The following is an 18,600-nucleotide window of genomic DNA, read 5'->3' as shown; positions in this document are numbered from 1 at the left end:
AAGAGGGTTCCCATGACCTACGTGCATGCGCACAAGATCGCGACGCCCGACCAGGGCGAGCCGCGCCAGTTCACCGACGCCGCCGAGGCGGTGGCCTACCTGCAGACGCTCTATCGCGGCTCCGTCCGGTTCCTGTGCGACCGCTTTGCCGGGACGCTGGCCAGCGGCGCGCCGGGCGACACGCGGTTCCGCGCCTACTACCCCGAGCTGCGGATCACCACGACCACCTACGCCGTGACCGACAGCCGCCTGAGCTTTGGCCATGTGGCCGAGCCCGGCACCTACGCCACCACCATCACCCGGCCCGACCTGTTCGCCAACTACCTGCGCCAGCAGATCGGCCTTTTGGTGCGCAACCACGGCGTGCCGGTCGAGGTGGGGCCGTCGATGACCCCGATGCCGATCCACTTCGCGGTCGCCAACGACAGCACCATCACCGTCCCGCAGGAAGGCGCGGGCGACTTCACCCTGCGCGACGTGTTCGACGTGCCGGACCTCGCCACCACCAACGACGACATCGTGAACGGGCTGGGCTTCACCTACGAGGACGGGGCGCACCCGCTGGCGCCCTTCACCGCGCAGCGCGTTGACTACTCGCTGGCGCGGCTGGCGCACTACACCGCCACCGACCCGTCGCATTTCCAGAACCACGTGCTGTTCACGAACTACCAGTTCTACGTCGACGAGTTCGAGGCCTACGCCCGCGCCATGCTGGCCGACCCCGCCAGCGGCTACACCGGCTTCGTCGCCACCGGGAATGTCGAGATCACCGACCCCGACGCGCCGATCCACCAGCCGCCCAAGATGCCGCAGATGCCGACCTACCACCTGAAACGGGCGGACGGGAACGGCATCACGCTGGTCAACATCGGCGTCGGCCCGTCCAACGCCAAGACCGCGACCGACCATATCGCGGTGCTGCGCCCGCATGCCTGGCTGATGGTCGGGCACTGCGCCGGGCTGCGGAACTCGCAGCGGCTGGGCGATTTCGTGCTCGCCCATGCCTACCTGCGCGAGGACAAGGTGCTGGACGACGACCTGCCCGTCTGGGTGCCGGTGCCGGCGCTGGCCGAGATCCAGGTCGCGCTGGAACAGGCGGTGGCCAGCGTCACCGAGCTGGAGGGCTACGAGCTCAAGCGCATCATGCGCACGGGCACGGTGGCCAGCCTCGACAACCGCAACTGGGAACTGCGCGACCAGACCGGCCCGGTGCAGCGCCTGAGCCAGAGCCGGGCCATCGCGCTGGACATGGAAAGCGCCACGATCGCCGCCAACGGGTTCCGCTTCCGGGTGCCCTATGGCACGCTCCTGTGCGTGTCCGACAAGCCGCTGCACGGCGAGCTGAAGCTGCCCGGCATGGCCTCGGCCTTCTACAAGACGCAGGTGTCGCGGCACCTGCAAATCGGAATCCGGGCGATGGAAGCGCTGCGCGACATGCCGCTGGAACGGCTCCACAGCCGGAAACTGCGCTCTTTCGAGGAGACGGCCTTCCTTTGAGATGGCAAAAAACACCCGAAAAGCCCTGTTTTTGGGCCTTTCACGCACGCAAAGCGTTGTGTGTGTCTACAAAATCCGGTTAGTTTTCGCGCAGCGGGCCCAAGGGCTCGGGCAGTATTCAGGAGATAAGCATCAATGGCACAGAAACCGATGACCAAGACGCAGCTCGTCGCCGCCATCGCCGAGGAAATGGGCTCGGACAAGAAAACCGCCGCCGCCGCGCTCGACGCCGTGGCGGCCGTCGTGACCAAGGAAGTGGCCGCCGGCGGCGCCGTCACGCTGCCGGGCATCGGCAAGGTCTACTGCCGCGAGCGGGCCGAGCGCATGGTGCGCAACCCGGCCACCGGCGAGAGCATCAAGAAGGAAGCCGACAAGCAGGTGAAGGTCACCGTCGCCAAGTCCCTCAAGGACAGCGTGAACGGCTGATTGCCCTCACCCGGCATTCGTGAAAGGGTCGCGCCCGACGGGGCCGCGGCCCTTTCCTTTTCCACCTGACGGTTTCCCCACATGGACCTTCGCGCGCTGCTGGCCGGGCTCGTCTTTGCCCTGATCTGGTCGTCGGCCTTCACCTCGGCCCGCATCATCGTCGAGGCGGCGCCGCCGGTCACGGCACTGGCGGTCCGCTTCCTGCTGTCCGGCGTGATCGGCATCGGCATCGCGCTGGCGCTGGGCCAGACCATGCGGCTGACGCAGGCGCAGTGGCGGTCGGTGGTGATCTTCGGGATCTGCCAGAACGCGCTCTACCTCGGGCTCAACTTCGTGGCGATGCAGTGGGTCGAGGCGTCGCTGGCCGCGATCATCGCCTCGACCATGCCGCTGCTGGTGGCCGCCGCGAACTGGGGCATCTTCCGCGACCGGCTGCCGGCGCTGGGGCTGTTGGGGATGGCCGCGGGCTTTCTGGGCGTCGGCCTCATCATGGTGCAGCGGCTGGGCGGCGGCGCCGACGGGCTGGGGATCGTGCTGTGCCTTATCGGCGCGGTGGCGCTGACGGTGGCGACGCTGGCGGTGCGCGGCGCGTCGTCGGGCGGCGGCAACCTATTGATGGTGGTGGGCCTGCAGATGCTGGTGGGCGCGGCGGCGCTGGCGCCGGTGGCGGCGCTGACCGAGACGCTGGAGGTCACCTGGTCCACCGCCTTCGTGGTGGCCTTCGTCTACACCACGCTGATGCCTGGGCTGCTGGCCACGCTGATCTGGTTCTGGCTGGTGGGCCGCATCGGGCCGACGCGGGCGGCGACCTTCCACTTCCTCAACCCGGTGTTCGGCGTCGCCATCGCCGCGGCGCTGCTGGGCGAGACGCTGAGCTGGGTCGACGCGCTGGGCGTGGCCATCGTGGCGGCCGGCATCCTCGCGGTGCAGCTGGCGCGGGCGAAACCCGCCTGACGCCTCACGCCGCGATCACGCAGCTGTGGCGTGACAGGTCGGCCCGGCGCGGGCATCACCGGCGCATGGACCTTGTTCTTGCCTACGGTGCGGGTCTCCTGACCCTGATCAATCCCTGCGTGCTGCCGATCCTGCCGATCGTGCTGGCCGGCGCCCTGCAGGCCAGCCGCTGGGGGCCTCTGGCGCTGGCGGGCGGCATGGGGCTGGCCTTTGTCACCCTGGGCTTCGGCGTGATCGCCGCGGGGCACCTCGTGGGACTGACCGAGGACACCGTCGCCCGCGCCGGCGCGGTCCTGATGCTGGGCTTCGGCCTCGTCCTCCTGATCCCGCAGGCGCAGGCGCGCTTCGCCCTGGCCACCGCGGGCGTGGCCGCGCGGGCCGACACCGGCATGGGCGGCCTGTCCCGCGACGGCTGGCAGGGCCAGTTCCTCGGCGGTCTCCTGCTGGGCGCGGTCTGGAGCCCCTGCGTCGGCCCCACCCTCGGCGGCGCGATCTCGCTGGCCAGCCAGGGCGAGGACCTGCTGCGCGCCTTCGCCATCATGGCGGGCTTCGCGCTCGGCATCGGCACCGTCATCGTGGGGCTGGGCTATGGCGCGCGCCGGCTGATGCAGCGCCACATGGGCGCGCTCCGCCGCGTCGCCACCGCCTCGCGCCCGATCCTCGGCGCGGTCTTCGTTTTCGTCGGCGCGGCGATCCTGCTGCGCTGGCACCACATCGCCGAGGCCTGGCTGCTCGACCGGATGCCGGTCTGGCTGCAGGACCTGTCCGTCGCCCTCTGACCCAACCCCCCGGAGCCCGCCATGATCGACCGCCGTTCCCTGATTGCCGCCCTCGCCCTCCTGCCGCTGGCCGGCCGGGCCCGCGCCATGATCGACTACACTCCCGGCCTCGTCCGCGACCGCCTGGCCGCCGGCGAGACGGTGTTCGTGGATTTCTCGGCGACCTGGTGTTCGACCTGCCGCACCCAGGGCCGCATCATCGAAAGCCTGCGCAGCGCGAACCCCGCCTACGACGCGGCGATGACCTTCGTGAAGGTCGACTGGGATACCCACGGCACCGGCGAGCTGGCGCAAAGCCTGGCGATCCCGCGCCGGTCCACGCTGGTCCTGCTGCGCGGCGACACGGAGCTGGGCCGCATCGTCGCCGGCACCCGCGAGGTCGAGATCCGCGCGCTGCTGGACCTCGGGCTGGCCTGACGGATCAGGGCAGGCTTTCGGCCACCACGATCAGGTTGTCGACCGCCCAGGTCGGGGCGGGGCCGTCCGCCGCGCCGTCTGCGGGCAGGGGATGGATGGCCAGCGAGATCGTCGCGCCCGGCGTGGTGACGGCGACCGCCACGCTCAGCCGCTGCTCCGCCTGCGCGGGGTCGAAGCCAAGCGCCTGCGGCGGGGCGAGCCGGCCGCGGAGCGTCACGTGCTCGGCGGCGATCGTCTCGGTCGCGGGGGCGTCGGGGCCGAAGCGCTGGCGCAGCACGGGGGCGCCATTCACGCGCAGCTCGAGGCCCTCCCGCGCCCAGGCGTCGATGGCGATGAGGTCGAGCGACAGCACCGCCCGCACCGTGCCCTCGGGCAGCGCGATCTCGCGGGTGAGCGGCGCGTGGGGCGGGTCGGCCAGCCAGATCGCGCCGAGGCCCACATGCGCCGCGTCGCGCCGGCCGCCCGACCACCCGGCCCCGGCGCCCGAGGACATGTCCTCGAACACCACCAGACGTTCGTTCGGGCCGAGCGACCTCAGGCCGCCGACCTGCGTGCCGAATTGCGCCACCTGTCCCACGGTCCCGCTCCGGATCACCGTTCCGGCAAGCAGGGCTCCGGCGACCAACGCCGCGGCGATCAGCATCCAGTCGAAGCCGATGCGGCGGCGACGGTCGACAGAGCGAAAGGCTCCGACCATCTCAAGACATCCCAAATCTTTCCCCAGTTTGAACCAAATCCCCGCCAAATGTGGCGAGAAAGGGGCAGACCCGTGAAGCTTTCGGAGCATTGTTCAGCGGATGCGCCGTAGCCCGCCCGGCCTGGCCGGATTGTCCACGCAAGGGGTGGGATCGACCACGCTTTCGCCGCAGATTCAGCCGATTTTGCCGCCGGCCCCGCCGATCTGGCCGCGGTGCAGCAGCAGGTGGTCCAGCACGACGCAGGCCATCATCGCCTCGCCCACCGGCACCGCGCGGATGCCCACGCAGGGGTCGTGCCGGCCCTTGGTCACCACCTCGGTGGGCTGGCCCGCCTTGGTGATGCTGCGGCGCGGGGTCAGGATCGACGAGGTCGGCTTGACCGCGAAGCGCACCACCAGGTCCTGCCCGGTCGAGATGCCGCCAAGGATGCCGCCGGCGTGGTTCGAGCCGTATTCCGGCCCTTCCGGCCCCATGAAGATCTCGTCCGCGTTCTGGCTGCCGGTCAGGGCCGCGGCGGCCATGCCGTCGCCGATCTCGACGCCCTTGACCGCGTTGATCGACATCATCGCGGCGGCGAGGTCGGTGTCGAGCTTGCCGTAGATCGGCGCCCCCAGCCCCGCGGGCACGCCCGAGGCGACCACCTCGATCACCGCGCCGACGCTGTCGCCCGACTTGCGCAGTCCGTCGAGGTAGGCGGCCCACTGTTCCGCCGCCTGCGCGTCGGGCACCCAGAACGGGTTGCGCTCGATCTCGTCCGCGTCGAAGCGCGCCCGGTCGATGCCGTGCGGGCCCATCTGCACCATGTAGCCGGTGATGGTCAGCCCGGGCACCAGCTGCGCCAGCGCCGCCCGGGCCACCCCGCCCGCCGCGACCCGCGCCGCGGTCTCCCGCGCCGAGGACCGCCCGCCGCCGCGGTAGTCGCGGATGCCGTATTTCTGCCAGTAGGTGATGTCGGCGTGGCCGGGGCGGAAGGTCTGGGCGATCTCGCCGTAGTCCTTCGACCGCTGGTCGGTGTTGCGGATCATCAGCTGGATCGGCGTGCCGGTCGACAGCCCCTCGAACACGCCCGACAGGATCTCGACCTCGTCGGGCTCGCGGCGCTGGGTGGTGTACTTGTTCTGGCCGGGCTTGCGCCGGTCGAGCCAGTGCTGGATCGCCGCCGCCTCGATCGGCACGCCCGGCGGGCAACCGTCGACGGTCGCGCCAAGCGCCGGCCCGTGGCTTTCGCCCCAGGTGGTGACGCGGAACAGGTGGCCGAAGCTGTTGAGGCTCATCGCGCGGGCATCCCTTGTGTCTCGGCTCAGGCCCTACCGCCCTGCGGCGAAAATGCCAAGCCGCTTGCAGGGCGTGCGCCGCAACGCTAGGTGTTGCGTCACCTCGGGGTGGCCTAAGGGGCCTGAGATGCGCGGGATGACGCGCGAACCCGTTGAACCTGAACCGGTTAGGACCGGCGGAGGGAAGGTTTGCGGGTTCCGACATGCCCCACACTTCACTTCGCCCGTCGCAATGGAGGAGTGAAGGATGAAACACCCCATCATCGCCGCGGGACTGTCTGTCATTGCGGGGGCTGCGTCGGCGCAGGCCCCGGTGCTGACAGTCTACACCTATGACAGCTTCGTCTCGGACTGGGGCCCCGGCCCCGCGGTCGAGGCCGCCTTCGAGGCGCAGTGCGCCTGCGACCTGCAGTTCGTGGGCGCGGGCGACGGCGCCGCGCTGCTGGCGCGGCTGCGGCTGGAAGGTGCAAGCACCGACGCCGACGTCGTGCTGGGCCTCGATACCAACCTGACGGCCGCGGCGCGCGAGACGGGGCTGTTCGCGCCCCACGGCATCGCGCCCGAGGGGCTGACGCTGCCCATCGCCTGGGACGACGCCGAGTTCCTGCCCTTCGACTGGGGCTATTTCGCCTTTGTCCACGACGTGGCGCTGGCCGACGTGCCGGGCGACTTCGAGGCGCTGGCCGCCTCGGACGTGTCCATCGTGATCCAGGACCCGCGGTCCTCCACGCCCGGCCTCGGCCTCCTGATGTGGATCGAGGCGGCCTATGGCGACCGCGCGGGCGAGATCTGGGAGGGGCTGGCCGACAACATCGTCACCGTCACCCCCGGCTGGTCCGAGGCCTATGGCCTGTTCCTCGAGGGCGAGGCCGACATGGTGCTGAGCTACACCACCTCGCCGGCCTACCACCTGATCGCCGAGGAGGACCCGAGCAAGACCGCCGCGCCCTTCGCGGAAGGCCACTACATGCAGGTCGAGGTCGCGGGCATAGTCGCGGGCACCGACCAGCCGGATCTGGCGCGCCAGTTCCTCGCCTTCATGCTCAGCCCGGGCTTCCAGGAGGTCATCCCGACGACCAACTGGATGTATCCCGCCGCCCTGTCGCCGGATGCGCTGCCCGAGGGCTTCGGCACGCTGATCCAGCCCGCGCAGGCGCTGCTCCTGTCCCCCGAGGACGCCGCCGCGCGGCGGGATGCGGCGGTCGCCACATGGCAACGCGCGCTCGCCCGCTGACCGCGATGCACTGGACGGGCGCGGCGTTCGCCGCGCTCGTCGCGCTGTCCGTCCTCGGGCCGCTCGGCGCCGTCATGGCGCGCGCCGACTGGCCCCCGGCGCTCGGCCCCGGCGACTGGGCCGCGATCCGCTTCACGCTGCTGCAGGCCGCGCTGTCGGCGGCCCTCAGCGTCACCCTCGCCATCCCCGTCGCCCGCGCGCTGGCGCGGCGCCGCTTTGCCGGCCGGCGGCTGCTGGTCACGCTGATGGGGGCGCCGTTCCTCCTGCCGGTGATCGTGGCCGTCCTGGGCCTCCTGGCCGTGTTCGGCCGGGCGGGGTGGCTGAACGACGCGCTGGCGGCGCTGGGCCTTGGCCGGATCGACGTCTACGGGCTGCAGGGCGTGGTGCTGGCGCACGTGTTCCTGAACCTGCCGCTGGCCGTGCGGCTGATCCTGCAGGGCTGGCAGGCGATCCCGGCCGAGCGCGTGCGGCTGGCCACCTCGCTGGGCTTCACCAGCGTTGACATGCGCCGCCAGTTCGAGCGCCCGCTGCTGCGCGCCGTGCTGCCGGGTGCGGCGCTCCTGATCTTCCTGATCTGCACCACGAGCTTTGCCGTGGCCCTGATCCTCGGTGGTGGGCCGGCCTCGACCACGGTGGAGCTGGCCATCTACCAGGCCTTCCGCTTCGACTTCGACCTCGGCCGCGCGGCGCTCCTGGGTCTCATCCAGGTGGCGATCTGCCTCGGCGCGGGCGCCTTGGCCTTCGGCGCGATCCGGCGGCAGGAGGTGGGCGCCGGCCTCGACCGCCCGCCGCTGCCCTGGCCCGGCGATACGCCCATTGCGCGGCTCGGCGACGCCGCGGCCCTCATCGCCGCGGCCCTGTTCCTGCTCCTGCCGCTGGTCGCGGTGCTGCTCAAGGGGCTGCCCGCGCTCCCCGGCCTGCCGCCCGTGGTGTGGGAGGCCGCGCTGCGCTCCGTCCTCCTCGCGCTCGCCTCCACCGCGCTGGCCGTGGGCCTCGCGCTGCCCATCGCGCTCCTCGTCGCGCGGCTGCGGCGGCCGGGGCTGGTGGAGGCGCTGGCCTTCCTGACCATCGCCGTCTCGTCGCTGGTGATCGGCACCGGGCTGTTCCTGCTGATCCGGCCCTTCGGCAACCCCGTCCCGCTCGCGCTGCCGGTCACCGGCCTTGTCAACGCGCTGGTCGCGCTGCCCTTCCTGCTGCGCGCGCTGGTGCCTGCGGCCCTGCAGGCCGATGCGACGCAAGGCAAGCTGGCCGAGGCGCTCGGCATGACCGGCGCGGCCCGGCTCCGCCACGCGATCCTGCCGCGACTGGCCCGGCCCCTCGGCTTCGGCGCGGGGCTGGCGGCGGCCTTCTCGATGGGCGACCTTGGGGTGATCGCCCTGTTCTCGACGCCGGGGCAGGGGACGCTGCCCTTGGAGATGTATCGCCTGATGGGCTCCTACCGCACCGACGACGCGCAGGGGGCGGCGGTGCTGCTGATGGGGCTGACGCTGGCGCTGTTCTGGGTGTTCGACCGGGGAGGGCGGCTCGATGCTGCAACTCGATGAGCTGAGCCTCACGCAGGACGGGTTCACCCTGTCCCTGTCGGGCGGGATCCCCGCGGGCGGGCGCGTGGCGCTGCTGGGTCCGTCCGGCAGCGGCAAGAGCACGCTTCTGTCGGTGCTCGCCGGGTTCGACTGGCCCGACCGGGGGCGCATCCTGTGGCACGGGCAGGACATCACCCGCGCGCCCGTCGCGGCGCGGCCGGTGTCGATCCTGTTCCAGGACGGCAACCTGTTCCCGCACTTGGACGTGGCCGACAACGTGGCGCTGGGGCTGCGGCCCGACCTGCGGCTGACGCAGGCCGACCGCGCGCGGGTGGAGGAGAGCCTGGCGCAGGTCGGGCTGGGCGGCCTGGGCGCGCGGCGGCCCGCGACCCTGTCGGGCGGGCAGCAGGCCCGGGTGGCCCTGGCGCGGATGTTGCTGCGCGACCGGCCGCTGGCGCTGCTGGACGAGCCCTTCGCCGCGCTCGACCCGGGGCTGCGGACCGAGATGCTGGCGCTGGTGCGCGAGATCGCCGAGGCGAAGGCTCTGACACTGCTGATGGCCTGTCACGACCTGCGCGACGCCGAGCGGCTGTGCGACCGGCTGTGGCTGCTGGAGGACGGGCGGAAGGTGCTGGACGTCGGGCTGGCGGGGCTGCGGGATGATCCCCCCGCGGCGCTGCGGGCGTGGCTGTGACCCTGCGGCGCGGCTGACGGCGGACCCGGCACCGGCGTGAGGGCCGGCCACCGCCCCCCCGGAAACGAAAAACGCGCCCCGTGGGGCGCGTTTTCCTTGTCTCGCTGGTCAGCTGGTCACTCGGCCGGCTGCGCGCCCTTGGCCCGCGCCTTGACCGGCGCCCAGATGCGCTTGTTGGTCAGGTACAGCAGCACCGACAGGATGCCGAGCATCAGGATGGCGGTGAAGCCCATCTGCTTGCGCGCCATCAGCTTGGGCTCGGCGGTCCAGGTCAGGAAGGCGGCGACGTCCATCGCCATCTGCTCGACCGTGGCCGGGGTGCCGTCGTTGTACTCGACCGCGTCCTCCCACAGCGGCGGCGCCATCGCGATGCGGCCGCCCGGGAAGGTCTCGTTGCCGTAGAGGATCGAGCCGAACTCCTCGTATTCCGACCCGGTGTAGTGGGTCAGCAGCGAGGCGACGTATTCCGGCCCGCCCATGCCGCGGAACAGCGGGTTCAGGCCGAGGCCGTAGGGCCCGCTGAAGCCCGCCCGCGCCTTGGTCATCAGGCTGAGGTCGGGGGCGTTCTCCAGCGACGAGCCGGGGAAGTGGTCGTTCGGGGTGGCCGTGCGCCAGTCCTGCAGTTCCTCATCGTACACTTCGATGAAGTTCTGCTCGATGTAGGCGCGGACCTCTTCCTCGGTCAGCCCCGGGCCGCCTTCGTCGGCGAGGGTCCGGAGCGGCACGTACTGCAGGCCGTGGCAGGCCGAGCAGACCTGCGTGTAGACCTGCAGCCCGCGCTGCAGCTGGTTCTGGTCGAAGCGCCCGAAGGGCCCCTCGAACGGGAAGCTGTAGTCCTCGACGTGGCCCGCCGCGCCGGCGGCGAGCGCCGCCCCCGAGGAGAGGGCCAGCGTCGCAGCCGTTGCGGTGCTGATGGCAAGTTTCCTGAGCATACTCAGAGTCCTTTCTCTCACTCGGCCGGCGAGGGCGCGGCGGAGGTCATGCCGCCGTGGCCGCCATCCTTGCCGTAGTGGTCGTTGAAGTCGTCCTCGATGGTGGCCGGCTGCGGCAGCGGCTTCTCGATGACGCCGAGCAGCGGCAGGATCACCAGGAAGAAGGCGAACCAGTAGGCCGAGCCGATCAGCGCGATGTAGGGATAGATCCCTTCGGCCGGCATCGCCCCCGCCCACATCAGGACGAAGAAGTTCACGAAGAACAGCCAGAACCACCACTTGAACATCGGCCGGTAGCGGCCCGAGCGGACCGACGAGGTGTCGAGCCAGGGCGCCAGCGCCATCACGATGATCGCGCCGAACATCGCCAGAACGCCGAAGAACTTGGCGTCGACGATGCCGCCGGTCAGGAAGCTCGCCGCGATCACGACCCAGACGTCGCCGTCGAAGGCCCGAAGGATCGCGTAGAACGGCAGGAAGTACCATTCCGGCACGATGTGCGCGGGGGTCTGCAGCGGGTTGGCCTCGATGTAGTTGTCGGGGTGGCCGAGATAGTTCGGCATGAAGCCGACGATCGCGAAGAACACCACCAGCACCACGGCCAGCGCGTAGAGGTCCTTGATCACGAAGTAGGGCCAGAAGGGCAGGGTGTCGGCCTCGGCCTCCTTCTTGGAGGTGCGGCGGACCTCAACCCCGGTGGGGTTGTTGTTGCCCGTGGTGTGGAAGGCCCAGACGTGCACGATCACGAGGCCCAGGATCACGAAGGGCAGCAGGTAGTGCAGCGACAGGAAGCGGTTCAGGGTGGCGTTGTCCACCGCGGGCCCGCCGAGCAGCCAGGTCTGGATCGCCTCGCCCACGAAGGGGATGGCGCCGAACAGGCCGGTGATCACGGTCGCGCCCCAGAAGGACATCTGGCCCCAGGGCAGCACGTAGCCCATGAACGCGGTGCCCATCATCAGCAGGTAGATGAGCATGCCGATGATCCAGGTGATCTCGCGCGGGGCTTTGTAGGACCCGTAGTAGAGACCGCGGAAGATGTGCAGGTAGACCGCCACGAAGAACAGCGAGGCGCCGTTCTGGTGGATGTAGCGGATCGCCCAGCCGCCGTTCACGTTGCGCATGATGTGCTCGACCGAGGCGAAGGCCATGTCGACATGCGGGGTGTAGTGCATCACCAGGATGATGCCGGTGATGATCTGCAGCACGAGGCAGAACACCAGCACGATGCCCCAGATCCACATCCAGTTGAGGTTCCTGGGGGTCGGGATCATCACGGTGTCGTAGATCAGCGACACGATCGGGAGCCGGCGGTGCAGCCACTTCTCGGCGTTCGACTTCGGCTCGTAATGGTCGTGGGGAATTCCGGACATGTCTCGTTATCTCCCTCGGTTAGCCGAGCAGGATCGTGGAGTCGTCCACGAATTCCGCAACGGGGATGGGCAGGTTCTCGGGGGCGGGGCCGCGGCGGATGCGGCCCGAGCTGTCGTAGTGCGAGCCGTGGCAGGGGCAGAACCAGCCGCCGAAATCGCCGGCGCCGTCGCCGATCGGAACGCAGCCGAGGTGGGTGCAGACGCCGACCTGCACCAGCCACTCGCCGGTGTTCGCGCCCGAGAAGTCGGGCATCGAGCGGTTCTCGTCGGTGGCGGGCACGTCGCCGAGGTTGGGGTTGCGCGCGATCGGGTCGACGAGGTCGTCGACGGACACGGCGCGCGCTTCGGCGATCTCTTCCTCGCTGCGGTGACGGATGAACACCGGCTTGCCGAGGAACAGGACGGTCAGCTGGGTGCCGACGGCCACGCCCGACACGTCGACGCGCATCTGGCTGGCGGCCTGCACGTCGGCCGAGGGGTTCATCTGGTTGATGAGCGGCCAGACGCCCGCCCCCACGGTGACGGCGCCGACGCCGGCCGTGGCATAGTACAGAAAGTCGCGGCGATCGCCGCTGTGGTCTTCGGCGTGTGACACGGTTTCGCGTCTCCCCTTGCTCTGGCCCGGGAGATGCCGGACCTCAAAACCCGAAAGGGCGAGGGGATTCCCCCCGTCGCCCGGCTGGCACGCTGTCTATGGGCAACGGTTATAGGCGTCCAGCGGACAAACGCGCGCATCTAGGCCGAAATGTCGCATATGAAACGGGCCCTTTCGCCCGTTTTCCCCGACCGCGCAACCCCCGCGCGAGGGCCGGGCCGCTCCTGCGCCCGCCGCGTGCCGGGATCACAGCGCCCGGCGCATCAGCCGGTGCAGGATGCCCGAGCCGTCGTCGTACTCGGGCCCCTCGGCCACGAAGCCCAGACGCTCGTAGAACGGGATCGCGGTCAGCTGGGAGTCCAGCACCGCGCCGGCAAAGCCCTGCGCGCGGGCGTCGTCCAGAACGTGCAGCATCAGCGCGCGCCCGGCCCCCGTGCCCCGCGCCCGCGGCAGGACGGCGACCCGGCCAATCTTGGCCTCGGCGCCGCGGGCGATCAGCCGCGCGGTGCCCAGCGGCCCGGTGTCGTCCTCGGCCAGGTAGTGCAGGCAGGTGGCGTCGTGGTCGTCCCACTCCTCGGCCTCGGGGATGCCCTGTTCCTCGATGAACACGGCACGCCGCACGGCGAAGCAGGCCGCCCGCGCGGCCTCGGTCCCGGCGCGGCCGATCCTCATGCCGGGGCGGTCGCCTGCATCGAGGGGCGGGCGGCGAAGCGCTCGTACCAGGCGGCGAGGGCGGGCCGCCCGTCGCGCCAGTGCCGGGCGCCGTGGCGCAGGTCGAGGTAGCCGAGCGCGCAGCCCACCGCGATCTGGCCCATGTCGAGCGGGCCGGCGAGGTGGCTCATCCATTCCCGCTCGATCGCGTCGAGCGCGCGACTGACCTTGCCCCACTGCCCCTCGACCCAGGGGGCGAAGCGCATCTCCTCGGGGCGGTAGCGTTCCTCGTAGATCATGCCGACGGCGGCATCCATGATCCCGTCGGCGGTCGCCTCCAGGGTCAGCACCTCCCACAGCCGCGCCTCGGGGTAGAAGCGGCCGCCGTGATGGGCGTCGAGGTAGCGGGTGATGACCCGGCTGTCGTAGAGCGTCGGGCCGCCGGCGCGCACCAGCGCGGGGATCTTGCCCAGCGGGTTGGCGGCGTTGATCCGGTCCTCGCCGTGGACGGGCGAGGTGGCGACCTGCTCGAACGGGATGTCGGTCAGGCCCAGCTCGGCGATCAGCACGCGCGCCTTGCGCACGAAGGGCGACAGGGGCGACCCCAGAAGCTCGAGCCCGCTCATGCCGTGCGCCTCACCCGGAGCCGCGCCAGCGCGGACAGGTCGATCTCCATCCCCGGCCCCTGCGGCCCGAGGCGCAGCCGCCGCGTCACGCGGCCGGTGGCGTTCATCTGCCCCGGCGCGTGGCCGACGGTGACGCCCTGCGGCATCAGCTCCATCGCGGCCTCGGCCTCGGGGTGGATGCGCTGCGGCCGGGCGCGGCGGGCCGCGGCATAGGCCAGCGCCGCGACGACGCCGTAGCGCAGCGCCGCGGCGGCGATCGGGGTGAACGGAATGGCCAAGGCGCAACCTCCCTTGCGGCTGGGGTCTTCGGGGTCAGATGTAGGTGAAGGGCGCGCCCTTGTCTATTTCCGGCACGCCGCCCGTCATAAGCGCCGACAGCGTCTCGACCTCGTGGCCGACGGGGGAATGGCGCACCGCCTCGGCCGCCGCCTCGCGCGCGGCGTCGGTCTTGTTCTGGTTCAGCTTCCAGGTGCCGTCGACCTGTTCGACCGTGAAGCGGAAGGGCAGGATGCCGCGCATCATCCGCTCCAGCGTCTCGGGCGGCATCTTGGCGACGGTCCAGGGCTTCTTCGGCGCCAGCCGGTCCTCGAATTGGGCCGAGATCCGGTCGAGGTGCGGGCGCATGTCGCCCGGGTCGGCCGGGTGCAGGTGGCCCCGCAGGTGGACCGCGACGTAGTTCCAGGTCGGCACCTGCGCGGGGTCGCCGTACCAGTCGGGCGAGATGTAGCCATCGGGCCCCATCACCGCGATCACGGCGGGGATCGGGCCGGTCGCCGCCCGCGCGATCGGGTTCGACCGCACCAGGTGCAACTCGGCCTCGTCCGCCGCGTCGTTCAGCCAGAAGGGCACGTGGCTGAGCATCGGGCCCGCCTCGCCGTTGACGCAGAGCGTGCCGAAGCCGCGCCGGCGGGCCAGCGTGATGTTGAGAAACTCGGGTTCCTGGCGGAAGGCTGGGTTCGGATGCATGGCTCGGCGGTCCGGTCTGGGGGAGGGCTGCGCCGGGCTGCGGCGCTCAGGCGGTCAGCTGGCTGGCCGTGTGGCCGGTGATCCGGGCGGTCACGATCCGGCCTTCGGGCTGATCCTCCCCGAAAACCACCTCGGTGAACTGCGCGGTCCGTCCCATATGGGGCGATTCCATCAAGATGTGGTGAATCCGCCCTACCTGTTCGGACAGGTGCGCCGCCACCCGCGCCTCGCCCGCGGCGCGCAGCCGGGCCGCCCGGTCGCGGATCGCGGCGCCGTCCACCTGCGGCATCCGCGCGGCGGGCGTGCCCTGGCGCGGCGAGTAGGGAAAGACGTGCAACCAGGTCAGGCCGCAGTCCTCCACCAGCTTCAGCGAATTGCCGAAGGCGGCCTCGGTCTCGGTCGGAAACCCCGCGATGATGTCGGCCCCGAACACGATGTCGGGGCGCAGCCGCCGCGCCTCCTCGCAGAAGGCGATGGCGTCGTCGCGCAGGTGGCGGCGCTTCATCCGCTTCAGGATCAGGTCGTCGCCGTGCTGGAGGCTCAGGTGAAGGTGCGGCATCAGCCGGGGTTCGGTGGCGATGGCCTGCATCAGGTTCTCGTCGGCCTCGATGGAATCGATCGAACTGATGCGCAGCCGCGGCAGGTCCGGCACCAGCCTGAGCAGCCGCATCACCAGGTCGCCCAGCCGCGGCGCGCCGGGCAGGTCGGCGCCCCAGCTGGTCAGGTCGACGCCGGTCAGCACCACCTCGTTGTAGCCGCGGTCGACCAGCCGCTTGACCTGCTCCACCACCACGCCCGCGGGCACCGACCGGGAATTCCCGCGGCCATAGGGGATGATGCAGAAGGTGCAGCGGTGGTCGCAGCCGTTCTGCACCTGCACGTAGGCGCGGGACCGCGTGCCGAAGCCGTCGATCAGGTGGCCGGCGGTTTCCGTCACCGACAGGATGTCGTCGACCTGCACCTTTTCCGTCTCGCCGATGAAGTCGGCGGCCATCGCGGTCCAGGTCTCGGGCCGCATCTTCTCGGTGTTGCCGATGACCCGGTCGACCTCGGGCATGGCGGCGAAGGTGCCGGGCTCGGTCTGCGCCGCGCAGCCGGTGACGATCAGCGTGGCACCCGGATGCTGGCGCCGCAGCTTGCGGATTTCCTGCCGCGCCTTGCGCACCGCCTCGGCCGTCACCGCGCAGGTGTTCACAACGACCGCGTCCGACAGGCCGGCGGCGGCGGTCATCTCGCGCATCGCCTCGGTCTCGTAGGCGTTGAGCCGGCAGCCGAGCGTGTGAAAGACGGGGGCCTTGGCGTCCATCACACCGCCCCCAGCCACTCGGGCGTCAGCACGCCCGAGAACACATGCGCAGTCGGCCCGGTCATCCAGACGCCATCCTCGCGCCAGTCGATCCCGATCTCGCCGCCGTCCAGCGTGATCCGCACGCTGCGCCCCGTCAGGCCCCGCCGCGCCGCCGCCACCGCCACCGCGCAGGAGGAGGAGCCGGAGGCGAGCGTGATGCCCGTGCCCCGCTCCCACACCCGCATGCGCAGGTGGCCGGGGCCCATGACATGGGCGAACTGCACGTTGGTGCGCTCGGGAAACAGCGGGTGGTGCTCCATCCGCGCGCCGTCGGCGGCAAGGTCGACGGCCTCGGCATCGGCGACGAAGAAGGTGCAGTGCGGGTTGCCCATGCCGGTGGCGACCGGGTCGCCGTCGATGGGCAAGTGCAGCGTGTCCATCTCGCGGGCGAGCGGGATGCCCGCCCAGTCCGTCACCGGCGGGCCCATGTTGACCGAGGTCAGCCCGCCCCCGGCATCCCGCGCCTGCAGCACCCCGCGTTCGGTGCGGAGCGTCAGAGCGGCGATCCCGCGCCGGTCCATCTCCCAGCGCGCGATGCAGCGGGTGGCGTTGCCGCAGGCCGCCGACAGCGACCCGTCGGCGTTGAAGAAGGTGAGGCGCAGATCCGCCCCGGCGTCCTCCTCGATCACCGCCAGCTGGTCGAAGCCCACGCCCCGGTGCCGATCCGCCAGCCCACGCGCCAGCCCCGCCGTGACCGCCGCCGCGCCATCGCGCGCGTCGATCACCACGAAGTCGTTGCCGAGCCCATGCATCTTCATGAAGGGCAGGCCGGGAGGGGGCACCGTCTGGGACATGCGCGCGCACATACACCGGGGGCCGCTCCAAGGAAATCCCCCGCCCGGATTTTGGCTTGACGCCGCCCGACCCCCGCCGTAGAGACGCGGCCCTGAGTGGGCCCGTAGCTCAGTTGGTAGAGCAGTTGACTTTTAATCAATTGGTCACAGGTTCGAATCCTGTCGGGCTCACCATTTTCCCCAATCGGAACTTGGTCGTGAACCGCTTCGGCGCCGTCGTTTTCCATGCGCGCCGCGGGCGGAATTGCCCTATCTAGGGCCCCATGTTCCTCAGCGTCTTCGACATCTTCAAGATCGGCGTCGGCCCGTCCTCGTCCCACACCATGGGGCCGATGACGGCGGCTGCGCGCTTCCTGTCCGACCTGCGCTCGGGCCGCGAGAAGGAGCCCGGGGCCGGTGAACTGGCCGCGCTGGGCGCCTCGCTCCACGGGTCGCTCGCCTTCACGGGCAAGGGGCATGCGACCGACCGGGCGGTGATCCTGGGTTTCGCAGGCTTCGAGCCCGCCACGCTCGACCCCGACCGCGCCCAGGCGCTGGAGGCCGAGATCCGGGCGTCCGGCATGGTGACGCCTCCGGGCCTGCCGCCATTGCGATTCGCGCCCGACCGGGACCTCGTGTTCGATTACGGCCCGCCCTTGCCGGGGCACGCCAACGGGCTGGTGCTCCGGGCCTTCGACGCGGCGGGGAACCTCTACATGGAGGAGACCTACTATTCCATCGGCGGCGGCTTCGTCGCCACCGCGCGGGAGCTGGCGCGCCAGGACCAGGGCGGCTCGGAGGCGCTGCACGGCGAGAAGGAGGCGGCGGGCTACCCCTACCCCTTCGGCTCGGCGGCCGAGATGCTGGAGATGGGCCAGCGTTCCGGCCTCAGCATCGCGCAGATGAAATGGGCGAACGAGACCGCGCGCCACCCGAAACCCGAGGTGCGGGCGCGGCTGGATGCCGTGTGGCAGGCGATGGACGACTGCATCGACCGGGGCCTGCGCATGGATGGCGAACTGCCCGGCGGGCTGCGGGTCAAGCGGCGGGCGAGGCGCATCCACCAGCAGCTCATCGCCGAGCGGGGCTCGAACCTCGCGCAGCCGCACACGGTGAACGACTGGCTGTCGGTCTACGCCATGGCCGTGAACGAGGAGAACGCCGCGGGGGGCCGCGTCGTCACCTCGCCCACCAACGGGGCGGCGGGCGTGGTGCCCGCGGTGCTGCGCTACTACCGCGACCACTGCATCGGCGCGACCGAGGAGGGGCGGCGCACCTTCCTGATGGTGGCAGCGGCGATCGGGGGTCTCATCAAGCACAACGCCAGCATCTCGGGCGCCGAGGTCGGCTGCCAGGGCGAGGTCGGCAGCGCGTCCGCCATGGCGGCGGCGGGGCTGTGCGCGGCGCTGGGCGGCAGCAACGAGCAGGTGGAGAACGCCGCCGAGATCGCGTTGGAGCATCACCTGGGGATGACCTGCGACCCGGTCGGCGGGCTGGTGCAGGTGCCCTGCATCGAGCGCAACGGGCTGGGCGCGATCAAGGCGGTGTCGGCGGCGAGCCTCGCGCTGCGCGGCGACGGCACGCATTTCATGCCGCTCGACAACTGCATCGAGGCGATGCGCCAGACCGGCATCGACATGTCGACCAAGTACAAGGAAACCAGCCTCGGCGGGCTGGCGGTGAACCTGCCGGAGTGCTGAGCCGGGGGCGGGTGGCCCGCCCTAGGCTCCGGACTCAATTGATCCACCAGATGAAGGCTGCGGCGATCTGGGCGGCTGCGAGGAAGTTGCGTGCGAGCTTGTCATATCGGGTTGCGATCCTGCGCCAGTCCTTGAGACGGCAC

20 protein-coding genes, 1 tRNA gene, 1 pseudogene and 1 riboswitch are annotated in these 18,600 nt (G+C 71.0%); of the genes and pseudogenes, 10 read left to right on the top strand and 12 right to left on the bottom strand.

Annotated elements, in window-relative coordinates; all coding sequences use genetic code 11:
- The first annotated feature begins 12 nt into the window (after positions 1–12).
- The 5 genes from HCU73_RS09910 (at position 13) to HCU73_RS09890 (ending at position 4,073) form a co-directional block, all read left to right on the top strand.
- Positions 13–1,497 carry an AMP nucleosidase gene (locus HCU73_RS09910; protein WP_168623304.1) on the top strand — a complete coding sequence of 495 codons (1,485 nt, stop codon included), beginning with the start codon at positions 13–15 and terminating at the stop codon, positions 1,495–1,497.
- Between the two features lie 135 nt (positions 1,498–1,632).
- Positions 1,633–1,923 (top strand): HU family DNA-binding protein, encoded by a 291-nt coding sequence (locus HCU73_RS09905; RefSeq protein WP_168623303.1) that lies wholly within the window; start codon positions 1,633–1,635, stop codon positions 1,921–1,923.
- 81 nt (positions 1,924–2,004) lie between these two features.
- Entirely contained in the window at positions 2,005–2,877 is an 873-nt protein-coding gene (locus HCU73_RS09900) for a DMT family transporter (protein ID WP_168623302.1), read from the top strand.
- 65 nt (positions 2,878–2,942) lie between these two features.
- Positions 2,943–3,656 carry a cytochrome c biogenesis CcdA family protein gene (locus HCU73_RS09895; RefSeq protein ID WP_168623301.1) on the top strand — a complete coding sequence of 238 codons (714 nt, stop codon included), beginning with the start codon at positions 2,943–2,945 and terminating at the stop codon, positions 3,654–3,656.
- 21 nt (positions 3,657–3,677) lie between these two features.
- Positions 3,678–4,073, top strand: coding sequence for a thioredoxin family protein (locus tag HCU73_RS09890; protein WP_168623300.1), 396 nt, complete (start codon positions 3,678–3,680; stop codon positions 4,071–4,073).
- Between the two features lie 4 nt (positions 4,074–4,077).
- Here the strand turns inward: HCU73_RS09890 and HCU73_RS09885 are convergent, their stop codons facing one another.
- The gene (locus HCU73_RS09885) at positions 4,078–4,770 is read right to left on the bottom strand and encodes a hypothetical protein (RefSeq protein WP_168623299.1); all 693 of its coding nucleotides are present in this window, start codon (positions 4,768–4,770) and stop codon (positions 4,078–4,080) included.
- A 174-nt stretch (positions 4,771–4,944) separates the two neighbouring features.
- Positions 4,945–6,045: a chorismate synthase gene (aroC, locus tag HCU73_RS09880; RefSeq protein WP_168623298.1), complete on the bottom strand. Its 1,101-nt coding sequence runs from the start codon at positions 6,043–6,045 to the stop codon at positions 4,945–4,947.
- A 94-nt stretch (positions 6,046–6,139) separates the two neighbouring features.
- A riboswitch (TPP riboswitch) is annotated at positions 6,140–6,247 on the top strand.
- 45 nt (positions 6,248–6,292) lie between these two features.
- Here aroC and thiB point away from each other — a divergent pair.
- The 3 genes from thiB to HCU73_RS09865 are packed head-to-tail and all read left to right on the top strand — an operon-like array spanning position 6,293 to position 9,496.
- The gene (gene thiB, locus HCU73_RS09875; protein ID WP_168623297.1) at positions 6,293–7,279 is read left to right on the top strand and encodes a thiamine ABC transporter substrate binding subunit; all 987 of its coding nucleotides are present in this window, start codon (positions 6,293–6,295) and stop codon (positions 7,277–7,279) included.
- Positions 7,255–8,823, top strand: coding sequence for an ABC transporter permease family protein (locus HCU73_RS09870; RefSeq protein WP_168623296.1), 1,569 nt, complete (start codon positions 7,255–7,257; stop codon positions 8,821–8,823). Before thiB ends, HCU73_RS09870 begins: the two co-directional genes overlap by 25 nt.
- On the top strand, positions 8,807–9,496 hold the full coding sequence (locus HCU73_RS09865; RefSeq protein WP_168623295.1) for a thiamine ABC transporter ATP-binding protein: 690 nt from the start codon (positions 8,807–8,809) through the stop codon (positions 9,494–9,496). The genes HCU73_RS09870 and HCU73_RS09865 overlap by 17 nt, the downstream gene beginning before the upstream one ends.
- Positions 9,497–9,612: 116 nt before the next feature.
- On the opposite strand, the gene HCU73_RS09860 is transcribed toward HCU73_RS09865, so the two are convergent.
- The 9 genes from HCU73_RS09860 to dapF form a co-directional block, all read right to left on the bottom strand.
- Entirely contained in the window at positions 9,613–10,428 is an 816-nt protein-coding gene (locus HCU73_RS09860) for a cytochrome c1 (protein ID WP_168623294.1), read from the bottom strand.
- A 17-nt stretch (positions 10,429–10,445) separates the two neighbouring features.
- Positions 10,446–11,798, bottom strand: coding sequence for a cytochrome b (locus tag HCU73_RS09855; RefSeq protein ID WP_168623293.1), 1,353 nt, complete (start codon positions 11,796–11,798; stop codon positions 10,446–10,448).
- Positions 11,799–11,817: 19 nt separating this feature from the next.
- Positions 11,818–12,393 (bottom strand): ubiquinol-cytochrome c reductase iron-sulfur subunit, encoded by a 576-nt coding sequence (petA, locus tag HCU73_RS09850; protein WP_168623292.1) that lies wholly within the window; start codon positions 12,391–12,393, stop codon positions 11,818–11,820.
- Between the two features lie 246 nt (positions 12,394–12,639).
- Positions 12,640–13,065 carry a GNAT family N-acetyltransferase gene (locus HCU73_RS09845; RefSeq protein ID WP_168623291.1) on the bottom strand — a complete coding sequence of 142 codons (426 nt, stop codon included), beginning with the start codon at positions 13,063–13,065 and terminating at the stop codon, positions 12,640–12,642.
- Positions 13,062–13,670 carry a glutathione S-transferase gene (locus HCU73_RS09840; protein ID WP_168623290.1) on the bottom strand — a complete coding sequence of 203 codons (609 nt, stop codon included), beginning with the start codon at positions 13,668–13,670 and terminating at the stop codon, positions 13,062–13,064. The genes HCU73_RS09845 and HCU73_RS09840 overlap by 4 nt, the downstream gene beginning before the upstream one ends.
- On the bottom strand, positions 13,667–13,948 hold the full coding sequence (locus tag HCU73_RS09835) for a hypothetical protein (protein WP_168623289.1): 282 nt from the start codon (positions 13,946–13,948) through the stop codon (positions 13,667–13,669). The genes HCU73_RS09840 and HCU73_RS09835 overlap by 4 nt, the downstream gene beginning before the upstream one ends.
- A 34-nt stretch (positions 13,949–13,982) precedes the next feature.
- Complete coding sequence (locus HCU73_RS09830) at positions 13,983–14,636, bottom strand: FMN-binding negative transcriptional regulator (protein ID WP_168623288.1); 654 nt, start codon at positions 14,634–14,636, stop codon at positions 13,983–13,985.
- Positions 14,637–14,682: 46 nt separating this feature from the next.
- Positions 14,683–15,942 carry a tRNA (N(6)-L-threonylcarbamoyladenosine(37)-C(2))-methylthiotransferase MtaB gene (mtaB, locus tag HCU73_RS09825; RefSeq protein ID WP_168623287.1) on the bottom strand — a complete coding sequence of 420 codons (1,260 nt, stop codon included), beginning with the start codon at positions 15,940–15,942 and terminating at the stop codon, positions 14,683–14,685.
- On the bottom strand, positions 15,942–16,778 hold the full coding sequence (gene dapF / locus HCU73_RS09820; protein WP_168623286.1) for a diaminopimelate epimerase: 837 nt from the start codon (positions 16,776–16,778) through the stop codon (positions 15,942–15,944). The genes mtaB and dapF overlap by 1 nt, the downstream gene beginning before the upstream one ends.
- Before the next feature lie 98 nt (positions 16,779–16,876).
- On the opposite strand from dapF, the gene HCU73_RS09815 reads away from it, so the two are divergent.
- Positions 16,877–16,952 (top strand) — tRNA-Lys (locus tag HCU73_RS09815).
- An 89-nt stretch (positions 16,953–17,041) separates the two neighbouring features.
- Positions 17,042–18,457, top strand: coding sequence for an L-serine ammonia-lyase (locus HCU73_RS09810; protein WP_168623285.1), 1,416 nt, complete (start codon positions 17,042–17,044; stop codon positions 18,455–18,457).
- Between the two features lie 34 nt (positions 18,458–18,491).
- Here the strand turns inward: HCU73_RS09810 and HCU73_RS09805 are convergent.
- Positions 18,492–18,600: pseudogene (locus HCU73_RS09805) on the bottom strand (IS5/IS1182 family transposase); the annotation flags it as partial.

This window comes from Roseicyclus persicicus (assembly GCF_012395815.1).
Lineage (GTDB): Bacteria > Pseudomonadota > Alphaproteobacteria > Rhodobacterales > Rhodobacteraceae > Roseicyclus > Roseicyclus persicicus.
The sequence above is the reverse complement of the archived record's forward strand: the minus strand, read 5'-3'. Positions and strand labels throughout refer to the sequence as shown.